Here is a 15,200-nt window from a genome sequence, read left to right on the forward strand (position 1 = left end):
GTCTATCATAACCTCTTAATCAGGTTAGCATGCCAGACTTTGATGGGCAGAATGGCCAGAAAATATCCATTGGTATTTTGATTTGCTACTTCTCTCATTCCCCCAGTCTCTTCATTGCTGAGTTCAAAAGCAGCCAAAATTAGTAACAGGGAACTATTGAGAAATGGGTGGTTAAAAACTTCGTGTTAATCCTGCCCCTAGCTTGGGGAATTCCATGAGAGACAGTATCAGGCGGGTATTTCCTGGACTCGTAGAGCTATTCAATGCATACCATTGTGCTGAAATCTTTTGTATCTTAATCGCTTCTCCATTCTCAAAAAGTATATTCATAGCTAACATGCCCACTAGTCAGTCAAGTCTGTTTTCCATTCCCGATATATTCTCCTCACAAGCTGTCAAGGCATCCCAATGGAAAAAATCAACTTTCCGCGAAAGAATTTCAAGGCTTAAATCAATCAGCGCTTGGATAAAAGAACATCAGCAGGATATCCGTAACGCATTACAGAACGATTTTGGTAAGCCTGAGGCCGAAACTGACCTGAGTGAAATCTATCCTGTGACCTCAGAAATCACACATACCCTAAAAAATCTGGAAAAATGGATGAGTCCGAAATCGGTGGGCAAGCCGCTGACCATGTTGGGAACTTCCGGAAAAATCTACCTGGAGCCCAAAGGCAGGTCCCTGATCATTGCTCCCTGGAACTATCCATTCAGTCTGGCCGTTGGCCCCCTGATTTCTGCATTGGCCGCAGGATGTACTGCTATCATTAAACCTTCTGAGCTTACCCCGCACACCTCCAATTTACTGGAAGAAATGATCACAGAACTTTTTGATCAGTCAGAAGTCGCTGTGATCCAGGGAGAAATAGAAACTTCGCAAGAACTGCTGAAATTACCCTTTGACCATATATTCTTTACCGGGAGTCCCGCTGTAGGAAAAATCGTAATGAAAGCCGCCGCCGGGCATTTGACTTCTGTAACGTTGGAACTTGGAGGTAAATCACCTGTGATTATAGACCGCAACACCGATCTGAAGGATGCGGCTGGAAAAATACTCTGGGGGAAATTTATCAATTCTGGACAAACCTGCATCGCTCCTGATTACATTCTGGCTCATGAAGAGGTTCTCAGTGAACTTTTGATGGAGCTCAAAGTCGGAATACAAAAAATGTACGATTCCAACTATAAAGGTATAGAGCACTCTCCGGATCTTTCCAGAATAGTCAATGACAAACATTTCAATCGTCTCACTGACTATATCGCAGATGCAGAGAAACTTGGTGCAAAAATAGAATTTGGAGGGCACTACAATCCGGCCACACGGTATATAGAGCCTACAATTCTCCTGGATGTCCAGGACAACATGAAAATCATGCAAGAGGAAATTTTCGGCCCAATCCTCCCTGTCAAAACGTATCAAAACCTAGAGGAAGCAATGGACTACATCAATTCAAGACCAAAACCACTCGCGCTTTACCATTTTGGAAATGATAAAGACAATCATGAAAAAGTCCTGCAGGAAACCAGCTCCGGAAATGTGGTTATCAACGATTGTGTCCTGCATTATTCACACCCTAATCTTCCCTTTGGGGGAGTGAATAACAGTGGAATTGGAAAAGCGCATGGCTATTTTGGATTTCTGGAATTCAGTAATCAAAAAGGTGTACTCAGGCAACGTGTCGGCATGACCAACTTAACCCTTCTCCGTCCTCCGTACGGTCTAAAGGCCAAGCAATTGATTTCCTCACTTATCAAATGGTTTTAGCTAGATGAAATCGAGCATGACTCAAGCATCACACACCGGGATGATTATAAGGCATGCGAGATTCCATATGGCCCTTAAAAGACAAATTATAAACACATGAAAATCCCATTGTTCAGAAATTCAATCCTTCACTTTTTGGTTATCTGCGTCTTTTGGGGGTGTAGTGCAGATCCAGATGAGGGTCCAATCCGAACCTTAGAGAAAAAAACGGAGCTAAATCTACCGTACGGGACAGCAGCAAACCAACTTCTGGACATTTACCTACCGGCAGAAAGGTCTGTAGAAACAACCCGGCTTCTTCTATATATACATGGTGGGGCATGGATAAATGGAAGCAAAGAGGAATTTGTGGGTTTTAGGAAAAGTATGGAGGGAATCTTCCCGGACTATGCGTTTGCGTCAATCAACTATAGCCTATATGACTTTGAATCAGGCAGCAATAAATTCCCTGCCCAAGAAAATGATGTACTCGATGCGATCAATTTTGTCATTTCCAAGTCTTCAGAATGGAATATTTCTGACAGAATCGTTTTGGCCGGTGCCAGTGCAGGAGGGCATTTGGCCTTATTGCATGCCTATAAACATCAGGAAATCGGAAATATCCAGGCAGTAATCGCTTTCTTCCCGCCTACAGATCTTGCTGCCTTGTATAACATTAGTCCAATTACCACCCAGGTAGGTTTGCAAGGCTTAGTTGGCGGAACTCCCCAATCCGATCCGGATGCCTTCGCTGCATCCAGTCCAATCCATTTTGTGGATGAAGAATCTGTGCCTACTATCTTCTTCCATGGCACACTGGATAGAATTGTACCTATTTCTCAGAGCGAAAGCTTGGCTGGGTCACTTAAGTCAGCAGGCGTGAACTATAAATTCACCATAGTGCCAGATCAGGGACATGGCTTCCAAGAGGCAATTTATCCACCTTTGCTACAAGAGGCTGCCTTATTTTTGGAAAATAACAAGCAATAAAAAACCCCGCAGATGCGGGGTTACCATGTTTTCAGACTCGCTCGAGCCCCGTAGATTGAGCTCTCTTTTTGATCGCCTGTACTACTTTCTCAGAAGGTTGGAGCTGGATCTGTTCCATTTGCTCTATAGTGCTCAGCATTTCCACATATTCTTGCATCAGTGAATTATCACTATGCAAGGCTTGCACGAAGAGTTCTTGCTCTACCTCCGACATTTCCTGGTAAATATACCTTACCAGTTCATTTGGGGTAAATGGTTTTGTCATATGCAAAATTTAGTTGTTTCATTTTCTTCCTCAGGTGAATCAGCGCGTATCGCATTCTTCCCAGGGCGGTATTTATACTTACACCTGTCTGATCTGCTATCTCCTGGAAGCTCATGTCCAGATAATGCCGCATAATCAGAACTTGTTTTTGAGACTCAGGAAGCTCCTCTATCAGACGCTTCACAAGCTCAATATTCTCTTCTCTTACCTGACGGTCCTCTACATTTTCCTCCGCAAATTTCAGGGAATTGAAAATATTGGAACCATCCTCCATTAGTATTGTAGGATATCTTTTGGCCTTTCTAAAATAATCAATGGCCAGATTATGGGATATCCGCATTACCCAAGGCTGAAATTTTCCCTCTTCGTTGTATTTATCTGAATTAAGCGTCTTGACCACCTTAACAAATACATCTTGAAGCAAATCTTCAGCTACTTTCTGATCCTTAACGATCAAAAATATGGTAGTATACATTTTACTTTGGTATCGATCTACCAATAGATCAAAGGCAGCATCACTACCATTCCGATACTGTGCTATCAATTCGCTGTCCTTAGGACCAATTCGTTTACTCATTTTAAGTTGGTTTATTATAAACGTAAAGGTCTAGGCCATAGTATCTGATAAGAGTGAAAGATATAGAAAGGTTTTTAAAAGTATGATTTCAAAAACAACTCTGCAAAAAAAACCGGGAATTTTATCTTACAAAGGAGGTCAAACTCATATTCCGAATTTTATTTCATAAAATATGCGTATAGCAAAATTTTATTAGAAACAATTGCAATTCAGAATTTCAATCGACCAATGTTTATGCCAAAAAATGTTAAAATCAGCTTCCTATTCAAAGTAATTTGCGATAAACCAAACGCGGGATTTCAACCGCATTGTGTAACTTCGTGGTGATAGAAATTTAAAAATACAACAATGGAATTGAGTGGAAAAGTAATCCAAAAACTACCCGAAGTAGGTGGAAATTCAAAAAGTGGCAACGCCTGGAGAAAGCAGGAGTTCATTTTAGAAACAGGTGGGCAATACCCTAAAAAGGTCTGTGTAGCGCTTTGGGGTGATAAAATCGATCAATTTTCTGTTAATGCAGGCGAAAATGTTACTTTGGGTATAGATGTGGAAAGTAGAGAATACAATGGCAGATGGTACACTGAAGTAAAAGCCTTCAAAGTAGAGAGAAACGGCGGAGGATCTGCTGCCCATACCTCCATGCCTGAGGTGGATACCTTTCATTCTGAAGGAGAAGAGGACAAATTACCATTCTAAAAAACTTCTGCCATGTGGGACGATGAAGATGACGATGAGGCAGGCTGGGACGAGGACGATGAGTTCGATGCACGCAAGGAGCACGAAAAAATTTATAAGCATCCTCTGATGAAAAAGGCCAAGGATATCTTTGCCTTGACCCGTGCTCTGGTAGGAAGTTTGGATGAGGCCAGAAAAGAGCTCTATGGCAACATCATGATGGAAGATGCTATGGTAATGAGTGCCAAGTTTGCCGGAGCGGAAGGTATTTCTGACTACGTGCTAAAAATGGAGAAAGCTGTAATCATGAAAGTTCATGCAAAAAGCCTCAACTCAATGACCTATCAACTTGGAATGGAAGAAACCCACGCAGAAGAGCATTTGGAGCTGTTGCGGGAAGCGATACAGGAATATCGCCTGCTCTTTATTGAGTGGATTAAGGGATTCGACCAAAGTGAGAAATATGATGACGGCTGGGGAATCTTTACTGATTAATTCCTTCCAAACTGAAAACCAAAGTAAGCTCCAACTCCCATTAAAACTAAGGTAATCCCTCCTAAAAGGATTAGTACGTCCAAGGGGATTTCCCACGGAACATCTCCTATCTTAAATCGAACAGTCTTTTTCCAATTCATGGCAATCAAAATGCGGCTCTTTTCAGCCGCATTTTTTTATTTCTTAAGTATCTCTTTCCAGCCTTTAGCTTCTATTTGGGCAGCTGATTCCTCCACTTTTTCCTTAAGCGTATTTTTATAAACATCCAGGCGCCCTCCCACTTCAGCGTCAAAAGAACCAACAATTGATGCTGCCAGAATTCCTGCATTTTTTCCCCCATTCAAGGCTACTGTAGCTACAGGGATGCCACCCGGCATCTGTAAAATGGACAAAATACTATCCCATCCATCGATGGAATTAGAGCTTTTGATAGGTACGCCTATTACAGGCAGGCTCGTCATTGATGCCACCATCCCCGGTAAATGTGCTGCTCCACCCGCTCCTGCTACGATCACTTTGAGGCCTCTCTCACGTGCAGAATGCGCATAATCAATCATCCGTTGCGGGGTTCGGTGCGCAGATACTACCGTCAATTCATACGTTACCCCCAATTCTTCGAGCATCTGCGCAGCTTCAGCCATGACCGGAAGATCCGACTGGCTCCCCATGATAATACCTACCTGTGGATTCATTATATAGATTTGATTTTGATTAATTCTTTGATTCGCTTTGCTTTTTCCTTTAAGCCGGTTACAGTATCAGATAAAATGGTCACATGTCCCATTTTTCTAAATGGCTTGGTGATTTTTTTTCCATACAAATGAATATAAACCCCCTGCTCCGCCAATGCCTCATCCTGTCCTTCTACCAATACAGGACCGGTGAAACCATCTTCCCCGAGCAAATTGATCATAGCAGCAGGACATCTCAGGTCAGGATTTCCCAGGGGCCAATTCATCACAGACCGTAAATGCTGCTCAAACTGGGAAGTAAAATTGGCCTCTATGGTATGGTGTCCACTGTTATGGGGCCGGGGTGCCACTTCATTCACCAGAACCTCACCCTCTTTTGTCACAAACATTTCCACGGCCAGAATCCCCACCATTCCCAGTTTCAAAATCACGTCCTTGGCAATCTGTTCTGCTTTTTGAGCAACTTCCTGGGAGATTTCTGCAGGTGCAAAAAGAAACTCCACCAAATTGGCAGTCGGATGAAAAGCACATTCCACCGCCGGATATGCAACCAGATCACCGGATTCATTTCTTGCCACCGTGACGGCAATCTCCTTGTCAAAATCAATCAGTTTCTCCAACAGCCCCGGTGCATCAAAAGCATATTCCAAATCAGCATCCGTTCTCAAGACCTGCACACCCCGCCCGTCGTAGCCTTCTTTACCCAACTTATTTACTGCCGGAAGAAAGCTGGAATTGTGGATAACTTCTGCTTTGTCTGAGGTTAATACAAAATCAGCTGTTGGAATTCCATGCAGCTGATAAAATTGTTTTTGCTTACGCTTATCTTTTATCAAACTTAGGATATCCGGCTGTGGATAAACTTTTTTCCCTTCACGCTGCAATTTCTCAAGAGCCTCAGTATTAACACTTTCAATCTCTACCGTAATCACATCACATCCATGTCCAAAAGCATAAACCGTGTCAAAATCCTTGAGAGAACCCACCGTAAACCGTTGGGCGAGATCTTTGCACGGTGCATTTGGATCTGGGTCCAAAATGTGGATATCTTGATTGTAGTTGATCGCCGACTGAATTAGCATTCTGCCCAATTGACCTCCTCCGAGGACTCCCAAGACCGGGGATTGCGATGGTATAGCCATAGTATTTTAGAAAGGTAAACTATTCTCAGTTCAGGGGCTACTTTTCTTGCTGAAAGCGGATCCCCATCAATTCCATGAGTTTATGTGCATTGAAACTCGGGCATGCTCCCCGTTTTATTTTGTAATCAAAGTCAATATTCTGATCGTGGATTTCCGAATGGAAACTGAAATTCTTCACTGATTCCATCCTTGTCTCCAGGTCTGCCAGTTCAATATCATGCGTACTGATTATACCGAAAGCCATCGTATTATCCACTTGTCTGATCAATGCTTCTGACCCGGCAATCCGATCTTCTGTATTAGTTCCCTTCAATATTTCATCCAATAAGAAGAAGACCTGCTCTCCTTTCTCAATTCTGTCTATCAACAGCTTGATCCGACTAAGTTCGGCATAAAAGGAACTCACACTTTCTCCCAAATTATCCGTATTACGCATACTGGTGTAAAGCTGAAACCCGCTCAAACCAAACTCCTCGGCAAAAGGACTTAAGCCTAGATTGACCAACACACAATTAATGCCCAACGTTCGCATGAAGGTCGTTTTTCCACTCATATTTGCTCCCGTCAGCAAAATTATACGCTGGTTATTGTCAATACTGAAATCATTTGGTACGGCTAGGCCTGGCATAAGCAAGGGATGAGAAACCATTTTTCCCTCCACGCCATGAGCCACAGATATCACCTTCCCTTTTCCGCCTACTTCATTTTCGAACGCTCCCAAGGAAACCAATACTTCCCATTGCACCAGCTGATCGGGGAAATCAGCAACAAGTTTCCCATACTTTCTCTTCCAGGAACCCAATCTAAGGTACAAAAACAGGTCAGTCCAAAACAATAAGTTGAGGGGGATATAAAGCAGGTTGACTCTATTCTGTATCCATAATCCCAAACTATCCAGCTGATCAAACAGCCTGGAGGCTTTGGTCCCTTTGGTAAGAAACGGGGATTGCATTGCTGTCAATAAAGGGGAATTAAACTGTTGATCTTCTAAAACAGCCAACCAGTACCGATATGTTTTTAATTGATCCCGACTGGGGATTGATTCAGCAGCTTTTTTCAATTGCGAGAAAACCATACCCAAAAAAACCATCCCGATCAATATCCAGACTCCAAAAAATGCACCGGGTACAATTCCAATATAGGTCAGCACTGAAAGAATCAGTCCACCTACAGGCCCTAAGGCAGCGGCAACGTAAATCAAGCGGTTGCCAGGGTCCTCCTCATGAAGCCAGTGGACCCATCCTGCATTTGATTTCTCTTCATTGTGAAAGGCAATTCCTATACTTTCCATTGCAAACAGAAAGTCGGCTTTCGTAGATAACTCGCCCGTAGCTAGCCGGAAAGTCTCCGCTTTGCCTAAGTTAAAGGCCGCTTTCATTTTTGTGGCAAGAGCTTCTTTGCCCCTTTTTGAGACCGTATGATTCAGTAATTGAAAAAGAGAATGCTCACCAAACAAATCAAGGTCGTTGGAAAAAGGATGGGTTTTCTCCTGAAATTCTATTCCTGAATCAAGGTCTTTAAGTTTTCTGCCTACCCTCATTTCTCTTCTAAGATTCATCTTCCCCAATGCCAGATAGATAGCCTCCTGATCTTTATGATCATTATATTTTCCTATCAATAAAATAAATACATAGACAGAAACTCCAAAAAACAGAAACCAAACAGGGCTCTCGGAAACCGACAATACAAATAATCCCCCCATGGCCACAAAGACCACTAGCCGGAGTAAGGATAATTTTACCACCTTATTTTTTACCGTTTGCAGCTTCTCTTCGAGACCGGAATTTTCAAAATCAAATCCTTTCATGCCCAAAGATAGGAATTGAAACATGCTAACTGATCAAATTGGCGCAATCCTTGCCACCTCTACCAATTTTAGAGCGCAACTGCTGTTTCTACACACACTGCACTACACCCATGGAAAAAAGTAAACGCAAGAAAACAACTGAAAAGGACACAGAAGCCGAAGAATGGGATCTATCTGAGGGAATGGGAATTCTGCCCGATGATGTACCATTTACACAAAACATTGGCTGCGTAGGTGGAAAAACCAAAAAGCCTGCAAGCGCTAAATCAAAATCATCCAAACAAAAATAACCAAACACCAATTTAACAACTCAATGAAAAATCTACCAAACAACCCCCTATTACTATTAGTAATGTCTGTCGTATTTCTCTTCTCTGCCTGCGATACCAACGAGGCACCTGAACCGGATGTTTCCGTTATAGAAGAAGATGCTGAGGCAACTATGGCCTTTGAAGATCTGGACAACCTCACCTTGACTGTACTCAGCAATTCTGGTTTTAGCGCAAGAACCACCCGTGAAATCCCCGCAGGAGATATTTGCGAAGGAGCATTGGTCAATGTTGATGAAGAAAATAAGATGATTACCGTCGATTTCGGAGATGGATGCACCAGCCCTAGCGGTGTGACCAGAAAAGGAATTGTGATGCTTTCCTATACAGGCAACCTGCTTTTCACCGGGGCAAAAATCATTACAACATTTGATGGATATGAGGTAGATGGACTTAAAGTAGAGGGCACCAGAACAATCTCCAACAAAGGCGGGGACCTGGAGACTAACACGATCAACCTGGAAGTAACAGTCCAAAATGGTAAGGTTACCTGGTCTGACGGCACCTCGGTAACATTTAACAGTGACCAAGTACGAGCGCTCAAGCTTGGTACCCAAGGAGATTACCAGGTTACTATCACCGGTACTGCCAACGGAACAAGCCGCGGAGGATATGAGTACACTTCCTCTATTACGGATGAATTGGTTTACACTAAAAGCTGCATTGAATCAGGGGTAAGTTCGGCACTTTCCGGAATAGTTGCCTTTCAATACAGAGGAATTGAGGCATCTGTGGATTATGGGAATGATGAATGTGACAACATGGCTACCATTAATTATCCAGGAGGATCTAAACCAGTGACATTAGATTAATCATCTTTAGATTATAAATCCAAACGGCTATCTTTCCCAGATAGTCGTTTTTTTTATGGAAAAGAAAATAATTGGGGGTTTCAGGCACGTACGATACGAACAAACCCAGATTAACCCGGAGGAAATGATTCTTCGCTCTGAGCGATTTTATGCGGAAATGGATAACAGACGTACGGTGCGCGAGTTTGATACCCGCCCAATTCCAATAGAAGTCTTGGAAAACATAATCCTCACGGCAAGTACAGCTCCTTCTGGTGCGCACAAGCAGCCCTGGACATTTTGTCTTGTTTCTGATTCCCGCATTAAAAAGAAGATTAGAGACGCCGCGGAAGAAGAAGAAAAAATCAGCTATTCGACCAGAATGCCTGAAACATGGAAATCGGATCTGAAACCATTGGGGACAAGCTGGGAAAAGCCTTTTTTGGAAGATGCGCCTTATCTGATAGTTGTTTTCAAACAATCCTATGGCTTGGAAAACGGTGAAAAAGTCCAGCATTATTACGTCAGTGAATCTGTAGGTATAGCCTGCGGGTTTTTGATCGCTGCTATACACCAGGCCGGTCTAGTTGCTGTAACCCATACACCAAGCCCCATGAATTTTCTAAGTGAAATTCTGCAAAGACCATTCAATGAAAAACCTTACTTATTAATTCCCGTCGGGTATCCGAAAGCTGAAACCTATGTGCCAGACATCCACAGAAAGCCACTAGAGGAAGTCCTAAAAAAATTCTAAACACAAAAGAGGCTGTCCAAGAATTTATTTTTTAACAGCCTCTTTTGTTTTGCAGCTTTTAAGAATTTGATTCCTCTTCCGCTGCTTTTTCTTTGATTTGATGTACCACCCGTTGTGGGAACGGAATTTCAATTCCATGCTTCTCAAACTCAGAATTAATTGCTTCCATTCCCGCAAAATACAGTGGCCACATATCTGCTGATTTAGCCCATACCCGCACCACAATATCCAATGAGCTGTCGCCAAAATTATTCAGGGCAACAAATGGAGCTGGTTCTTGCAATGTCCTTGGATCATTTTCAAATATGTTCAAAATGATCTCTTTTGCCTGTTTTATATTAGTACCATAAGCTACGCCTACCTTCAGCTCTGCCCTTCTGGTTTCCTGCGTGCTCATGTTCACGATATCAGAATTTGCCAAATTACCATTTGGTATAATCACTTCCTGGTTATCAAATGTCATCAGGTGAGTGTAGAGAATCTGAACTTTGGATACTACTCCGGTATGTCCCTGTGCTACTATTACATGCCCAACCTTGAAAGGCTTGAAAGCCAAGATCAAAATACCGCCGGCAAAATTGGAAAGAGATCCTTGGAGTGCCAGGCCAATAGCTAAACCCGCTGCACCGAAGATTGCTAAAAACGAGGTAGCATCTACCCCCAGGGTGACCGCTACCCCCACAAATAAGGCAGCGAACAGCATTATTTTAGCAAATCCAAAGAGAAACTCATTTAAGGATGGTGTATCATCCCTTTTCTCAAGATAATGTTTGATGGCATTTAGTAGCTTTTTTACTATAAATCTACCTACAAAATAGACTACAACTGCCGCTAAGAGCCTAAGGGCTACCTCTGCAGCCAGACTAATCCCCTGTGCATAAAGCGCATCTGTTGTTTCCTTAGAAATTCCCCAATCTTCCATGATTACTGATTTTTGGTTGATGATTAACTAAAATTTTATAGTCACTTGCCAGCGAAAAGCCCAATGCCAGCTTATTTTAAAATTGTCCAATTTAGCCGATTTCAAAATTCGATGCAGGTCTGATTTCGAAAAACTCCTCAATACGGATAGAGATGCATCGTTCTGCACCATTTTGGATTTGCTGAACAGCTTGGTTAGAACTTGAATACTATAGTATGCAAACCAATGCCTATGAAGGTCATTAATGACAATCCCCAATCTGGATTTCTCTTGAAGAGATTTCAACAAAACAACTAACTGAGTGTCTGTAAAATGATGTGTAAAGAGCGTGCAAGTAGAGACATCTACTTTTTCTTCCGAAAACCCAACGTCAAAAACATTCTGGGCCCTCCAGGCTACTTCAGGCAAGTGTGCTAACCTAACTGCCGCGAGGTCTATAATGTTCCTGTTGGCATCTATTCCTGTAAAGGTAACCTCTTTTTTTTGACTTTTTGCCCATTCATCCATCACTTGGATCATGTCTCCGCCTCCGCAGCCTATATCTGCCACGGTATAGGAAGGCTGTGGATAACTTTTAAAAATCTCCGCAAGTCCAGCTGTAGTCACATAATTGCCTCCCAGCCAGCGGTTGATGGTTTTTAGCTCCCCTAAAGTCTGATTTAGTTCCTCGCCAGAACAATTGAGGTCATCCATCAACTCTTTTTCTTCGCTTCTTTGCGCAAAAAGACCCATTATTTTTCCAAAAGTAAAGTTTCCAAGGTAAGCCCGGGGCCAAAACCCATGGATAGAATTTCTCCCTGAATCTTATTATCCCGCATCATCCGCTCCAGCACAAACAGCAGGGTTGCCGAAGACATATTCCCAAAATTTTCCAACACTTCCATCGCATGAATATTCACCGATTCCGGCAATTCAAATGCCTCCTGTACCTTTTGAAGGATCACCTTGCCTCCAGGGTGAATCGCAAAGTTGTCCACAGTGGATAACTTGAATTTTTCTTCAAAAATTTCCTTGAATTGCTGTATGCCTTTAGATAACAGTACGGGAATATATTTACTCAGGCGCATTTCAAAACCATAATCCCCTATTCCCCAAGCCATATCACCTCCTCCTTCCCAAAGTACCTGGCTTAAGTAGGATCTGATCTTCAGTCCTGCATTGGATTTCATAATCAGCGCCGCTGCCGCCCCATCTCCAAAGAGTGAGTTGGCAAGGATATTATCTTCCTCATACGCTTTCTGAAAATGCAGGGTACAAAGTTCTACAGACACCAGCATTACTTTGGCTTCCGGTTCTGCCCTTACTATTTTATCTGCCAGTTTCATTCCGGTTAAAGCGGCGTAACATCCCATAAAATGTACGCAATAGCGCTCTGTGCTGCCATCCAGGCCAAGCCTTCGCATCAACTCCAGTTCCACTCCCGGAGCTGTCATTCCAGTACAGGAAACCAAAATCAAATGAGTGATCTGTGGGGCTTTTACTTCCGTCTTAGAAAGGCAATCAACAATAGCTTGCTCACAAAGCTGCGGGGCGGCGTTTAGAAAAACTTCCATTCTAGTCTTCGTGCCGGGGAATGGTTCAAAATCTTTTGATTTCGGAAAAAAAGTAAAGTCGTTGGGGTCGTCCTTTTCAAAATCATCCAGTACACTATATCGCCTGGAAATCCCGGATTTTCTATAAAGAAAATTCAGCTTTCTCGCCTCCTGTTTATCTAACTGATGGGCTTTTTGCATAAAGACTGCAATAGCAGACTGGTCAATCGGTTTTCCCGGATTTGACAAGCCAATGCTTACTAAACTGCTATTCATAAAAAGAAATTTGGATTCAAAGAATACTCCGTTGCTTCACTCAGATGTAAAGTGCCTGGCTTGTTTATTCTAATACGGTGCCGAAATGTTTCTTCCTTTAAAAATTTCATTAGATCAAGTTAATTGATTATTTCTAAATTGGTGAATGCATCGTAACCACACACCGCGGAAAAAGTTATAAGTCCAATCGATCTGACAACATGATTTCTCTTTCCAGTATCAAGCACTTACGGATTCCTTTTTCGCTCTTTTTGATGCCGGTGTTTTTCTTTGCCCTGGCACTTACACCCAATCACAATGGGTCAAGGATTACATGGGTTTTCATTGCAATCCATTTCTTTCTTTATCCATCAAGCAACGGCTACAACAGTTACTTTGATAAGGACGAAGAAAGCATAGGTGGGCTGAAGTTCCCGCCTAAGGTCACCAAAGATCTCTATTGGCTTTCCCTGGTCTTTTTCCTGGTTGCCATCGGCATTGGGGCTACTATTAATTTGGGTTTTGCCCTGATGCTTTTGATTTATGGTCTGGTAAGTATGGCTTACTCACATCCAATGGTCCGTATCAAAAAATATCCATGGCTGAGCTGGTTTATTGCAGGTTTATTTCAAGGTTATTTCACATTTGCAATGACCTATGCCGGACTCAGCGATTTGAATATCGAAGTGCTTAATAAGCCTCATGTGGCCATACCGGGCATTTTGACGAGTTTGATGCTATGGGGAAACTATCCCCTGACACAGGTCTATCAACACGGTGAAGATAGTCGAAGAGGTGACCGTACACTAAGTTTAGTATTGGGAATCAAAGGCACTTTTCTCTTTTCCGCTCTGGTGTTTATGGTGACAGGGGCTTCTTTCGCCTGGTTTTTTCTCGACCGTAATCAAACGCAAGTCCTGTGGATATACCTGGCCGCGATGACGCCGATAATGCTTTACTTCCTGACCTGGTTTAATTTTATAAGGCTGAATCCGACTAAGTACGCAAACTATAACTGGGCTATGGGAATGAATTATTTTTCTTCCCTCGCGCTAAATGCTTTTTTCATCTACTACTTTCTGGAAAACACTCAGATTTTACAGGCGCTAGGTTACTAAAATGGTCTCCCATGTGTGTTTTTTATAATTTGCTTTGCCACAAAAGGCACATGCCGGATTAGTTTTCCGGTGAAAACCGATGCCTGTTTAGCGCCGAAAAACCTCTGGATTTTTCGGCCAAACCACAACCTTCGTTCAAAATGTAATTTCCACGAAGACCTGTACAAGTGCTCCGTTTCCTGCCTCGGCTTTCCGGCTAAAACTGCTTCTGCGGCCAATTTACCCGATTGGATAGCCATCGCCATTCCATTGCCACAAAGTGGGGCAATCAGTCCTGCTGAATCCCCCACCATGAGGATATGATTCTCCATAGGATTCTTGCTCTCAAAATTAATTTCATTAATCACTTCGGGCTTTTCGAAGAGAAACTCGCTTTCAGTAAACAAGCGTTTGAGATCCGGGTTTTTCCACAAAATCTCCTGCTCCAATACCTCAATTGATCCGTACTTTCTCAGGTGATCCCGGTTTCCCAAATAGCAAAGATTTGATTTACTCTTTTCTATTGCATTCACACCGCAATATCCCCCTTCGAAGTTGTAAAGCGCCACAGTTTCCCGATCAAAATCTGATTTGATATGATATTTCACACCGATATAAGGACTCCTTTTTTCGATAAACCTCCGCTTCAGGATTTTATCCAGCTTGGATCTTTTCCCAAAAGCCCCGATCACATAATCTGCTTCCAACCTGCTCCCATCAGCAAGTTCCACGGTAAACTGATCCGCTCTATCGTGAAATAATACAGACTCTGCCTGCACACCGGTTTTTACCTCAGCTCCTATTTCCGATACTTTCTGGAAAAGGTGCTCGTCCAGCACATATCTGCTAACTCCAAACCCTCCCAGATCCAATGGAACCGTAGTGCTTTTACCCGTAGTATCCGAGAACAAAAATTTAGTTATCCGGGGTAATTCAAATTGTTGGGGCATAAGCCCTTCCCTAGTCAAAAAACCAAGGACTTCATTGGACAGGTACTCTCCACAAACTCTATGAAACGGATAACTTTTCTTTTCCACCAAACAAACCTCCTGCCCATTTTTGGCCAGTAAATAGGCAGAAATCAGCCCTGCAAGACCTCCTCCTACCACTACAATTTTGCGCTTACCCATCAT

General features: G+C 42.8%; 17 protein-coding genes. 8 read left to right on the plus strand and 9 right to left on the minus strand.

Annotation, left to right across the window (positions count from 1 at the left end):
* Window positions 1-337: 337 nt before the first annotated feature.
* Entirely contained in the window at window positions 338-1,765 is a 1,428-nt protein-coding gene (locus AS141_RS17205) for an aldehyde dehydrogenase family protein (RefSeq protein ID WP_057938926.1), read from the plus strand.
* Window positions 1,766-1,861: 96 nt separating this feature from the next.
* A complete protein-coding gene (locus AS141_RS17210; RefSeq protein WP_057938927.1) occupies window positions 1,862-2,734 on the plus strand; it encodes an alpha/beta hydrolase in 873 nt (290 codons plus the stop codon).
* A 31-nt stretch (window positions 2,735-2,765) separates the two neighbouring features.
* On the opposite strand, the gene AS141_RS17215 is transcribed toward AS141_RS17210, so the two are convergent.
* Both AS141_RS17215 and AS141_RS17220 read right to left on the minus strand, forming a co-directional pair.
* Window positions 2,766-2,999, minus strand: coding sequence for a hypothetical protein (locus AS141_RS17215; protein ID WP_057938928.1), 234 nt, complete (start codon window positions 2,997-2,999; stop codon window positions 2,766-2,768).
* Window positions 2,974-3,576 carry an RNA polymerase sigma factor gene (locus AS141_RS17220; RefSeq protein ID WP_057938929.1) on the minus strand — a complete coding sequence of 201 codons (603 nt, stop codon included), beginning with the start codon at window positions 3,574-3,576 and terminating at the stop codon, window positions 2,974-2,976. Before AS141_RS17220 ends, AS141_RS17215 begins: the two co-directional genes overlap by 26 nt.
* A 348-nt stretch (window positions 3,577-3,924) precedes the next feature.
* Here AS141_RS17220 and AS141_RS17225 point away from each other — a divergent pair, with 348 nt between their 5' ends.
* Both AS141_RS17225 and AS141_RS17230 read left to right on the plus strand, forming a co-directional pair.
* Complete coding sequence (locus AS141_RS17225) at window positions 3,925-4,272, plus strand: DUF3127 domain-containing protein (RefSeq protein WP_057938930.1); 348 nt, start codon at window positions 3,925-3,927, stop codon at window positions 4,270-4,272.
* 12 nt (window positions 4,273-4,284) lie between these two features.
* Complete coding sequence (locus AS141_RS17230) at window positions 4,285-4,746, plus strand: hypothetical protein (RefSeq protein ID WP_057938931.1); 462 nt, start codon at window positions 4,285-4,287, stop codon at window positions 4,744-4,746.
* Window positions 4,747-4,922: 176 nt separating this feature from the next.
* Here the strand turns inward: AS141_RS17230 and purE are convergent, their stop codons facing one another.
* Genes purE through AS141_RS17245 form a run of 3 tightly spaced genes read right to left on the minus strand, consistent with a single transcriptional unit; the run spans window position 4,923 to window position 8,411 of the window.
* A complete protein-coding gene (purE, locus tag AS141_RS17235) occupies window positions 4,923-5,438 on the minus strand; it encodes a 5-(carboxyamino)imidazole ribonucleotide mutase (RefSeq protein ID WP_057938932.1) in 516 nt (171 codons plus the stop codon).
* Window positions 5,438-6,580 carry a 5-(carboxyamino)imidazole ribonucleotide synthase gene (locus tag AS141_RS17240; RefSeq protein ID WP_057938933.1) on the minus strand — a complete coding sequence of 381 codons (1,143 nt, stop codon included), beginning with the start codon at window positions 6,578-6,580 and terminating at the stop codon, window positions 5,438-5,440. The genes purE and AS141_RS17240 overlap by 1 nt, the downstream gene beginning before the upstream one ends.
* 37 nt (window positions 6,581-6,617) lie before the next feature.
* Window positions 6,618-8,411: a MutS-related protein gene (locus tag AS141_RS17245; protein WP_057938934.1), complete on the minus strand. Its 1,794-nt coding sequence runs from the start codon at window positions 8,409-8,411 to the stop codon at window positions 6,618-6,620.
* A gap of 86 nt (window positions 8,412-8,497) precedes the next feature.
* Here AS141_RS17245 and AS141_RS17250 point away from each other — a divergent pair, with 86 nt between their 5' ends.
* From AS141_RS17250 to AS141_RS17260, 3 genes are read left to right on the plus strand one after another with little or no spacing between them, the layout of a single operon-like run.
* The gene (locus AS141_RS17250; RefSeq protein ID WP_057938935.1) at window positions 8,498-8,677 is read left to right on the plus strand and encodes a hypothetical protein; all 180 of its coding nucleotides are present in this window, start codon (window positions 8,498-8,500) and stop codon (window positions 8,675-8,677) included.
* A 23-nt stretch (window positions 8,678-8,700) separates the two neighbouring features.
* Window positions 8,701-9,528, plus strand: coding sequence for a hypothetical protein (locus tag AS141_RS17255; RefSeq protein WP_157243520.1), 828 nt, complete (start codon window positions 8,701-8,703; stop codon window positions 9,526-9,528).
* A 55-nt stretch (window positions 9,529-9,583) separates the two neighbouring features.
* On the plus strand, window positions 9,584-10,261 hold the full coding sequence (locus AS141_RS17260) for a nitroreductase family protein (RefSeq protein ID WP_057938937.1): 678 nt from the start codon (window positions 9,584-9,586) through the stop codon (window positions 10,259-10,261).
* Between the two features lie 58 nt (window positions 10,262-10,319).
* Here the strand turns inward: AS141_RS17260 and AS141_RS17265 are convergent, their stop codons facing one another.
* Genes AS141_RS17265 through AS141_RS17275 form a run of 3 tightly spaced genes read right to left on the minus strand, consistent with a single transcriptional unit; the run spans window position 10,320 to window position 12,991 of the window.
* Window positions 10,320-11,183, minus strand: a complete 864-nt coding sequence (locus AS141_RS17265; protein ID WP_057938938.1) for a mechanosensitive ion channel family protein — start codon at window positions 11,181-11,183, stop codon at window positions 10,320-10,322.
* Between the two features lie 27 nt (window positions 11,184-11,210).
* Window positions 11,211-11,915, minus strand: a complete 705-nt coding sequence (locus AS141_RS17270; RefSeq protein ID WP_057938939.1) for a methyltransferase domain-containing protein — start codon at window positions 11,913-11,915, stop codon at window positions 11,211-11,213.
* The gene (locus tag AS141_RS17275; RefSeq protein ID WP_057938940.1) at window positions 11,915-12,991 is read right to left on the minus strand and encodes a type III polyketide synthase; all 1,077 of its coding nucleotides are present in this window, start codon (window positions 12,989-12,991) and stop codon (window positions 11,915-11,917) included. Before AS141_RS17275 ends, AS141_RS17270 begins: the two co-directional genes overlap by 1 nt.
* 200 nt (window positions 12,992-13,191) lie before the next feature.
* Between AS141_RS17275 and AS141_RS17280 the strand changes: the two genes are divergently transcribed.
* Complete coding sequence (locus tag AS141_RS17280) at window positions 13,192-14,088, plus strand: UbiA family prenyltransferase (protein WP_057938941.1); 897 nt, start codon at window positions 13,192-13,194, stop codon at window positions 14,086-14,088.
* Here AS141_RS17280 and AS141_RS17285 read toward each other — a convergent pair.
* A complete protein-coding gene (locus AS141_RS17285; RefSeq protein ID WP_057938995.1) occupies window positions 14,085-15,197 on the minus strand; it encodes an NAD(P)/FAD-dependent oxidoreductase in 1,113 nt (370 codons plus the stop codon). The genes AS141_RS17280 and AS141_RS17285 overlap by 4 nt on opposite strands.
* Window positions 15,198-15,200: the final 3 nt, after the last annotated feature.

The organism is Algoriphagus resistens (assembly GCF_001442615.1).
Taxonomy (GTDB): Bacteria; Bacteroidota; Bacteroidia; order Cytophagales; family Cyclobacteriaceae; genus Algoriphagus; species Algoriphagus resistens.

Coding starts and splice junctions, on each gene's coding strand:
- AS141_RS17205 (WP_057938926.1), top strand. CDS start 338: ATGCCCACTAGTCAGTCAAGTCTGTTTTCCATTCCCGATATATTCTCC.
- AS141_RS17210 (WP_057938927.1), top strand. CDS start 1,862: ATGAAAATCCCATTGTTCAGAAATTCAATCCTTCACTTTTTGGTTATC.
- AS141_RS17215 (WP_057938928.1), bottom strand. CDS start 2,999: ATGACAAAACCATTTACCCCAAATGAACTGGTAAGGTATATTTACCAG.
- AS141_RS17220 (WP_057938929.1), bottom strand. CDS start 3,576: ATGAGTAAACGAATTGGTCCTAAGGACAGCGAATTGATAGCACAGTAT.
- AS141_RS17225 (WP_057938930.1), top strand. CDS start 3,925: ATGGAATTGAGTGGAAAAGTAATCCAAAAACTACCCGAAGTAGGTGGA.
- AS141_RS17230 (WP_057938931.1), top strand. CDS start 4,285: ATGTGGGACGATGAAGATGACGATGAGGCAGGCTGGGACGAGGACGAT.
- purE (WP_057938932.1), bottom strand. CDS start 5,438: ATGAATCCACAGGTAGGTATTATCATGGGGAGCCAGTCGGATCTTCCG.
- AS141_RS17240 (WP_057938933.1), bottom strand. CDS start 6,580: ATGGCTATACCATCGCAATCCCCGGTCTTGGGAGTCCTCGGAGGAGGT.
- AS141_RS17245 (WP_057938934.1), bottom strand. CDS start 8,411: ATGTTTCAATTCCTATCTTTGGGCATGAAAGGATTTGATTTTGAAAAT.
- AS141_RS17250 (WP_057938935.1), top strand. CDS start 8,498: ATGGAAAAAAGTAAACGCAAGAAAACAACTGAAAAGGACACAGAAGCC.
- AS141_RS17255 (WP_157243520.1), top strand. CDS start 8,701: ATGAAAAATCTACCAAACAACCCCCTATTACTATTAGTAATGTCTGTC.
- AS141_RS17260 (WP_057938937.1), top strand. CDS start 9,584: ATGGAAAAGAAAATAATTGGGGGTTTCAGGCACGTACGATACGAACAA.
- AS141_RS17265 (WP_057938938.1), bottom strand. CDS start 11,183: ATGGAAGATTGGGGAATTTCTAAGGAAACAACAGATGCGCTTTATGCA.
- AS141_RS17270 (WP_057938939.1), bottom strand. CDS start 11,915: ATGGGTCTTTTTGCGCAAAGAAGCGAAGAAAAAGAGTTGATGGATGAC.
- AS141_RS17275 (WP_057938940.1), bottom strand. CDS start 12,991: ATGAATAGCAGTTTAGTAAGCATTGGCTTGTCAAATCCGGGAAAACCG.
- AS141_RS17280 (WP_057938941.1), top strand. CDS start 13,192: ATGATTTCTCTTTCCAGTATCAAGCACTTACGGATTCCTTTTTCGCTC.
- AS141_RS17285 (WP_057938995.1), bottom strand. CDS start 15,197: ATGGGTAAGCGCAAAATTGTAGTGGTAGGAGGAGGTCTTGCAGGGCTG.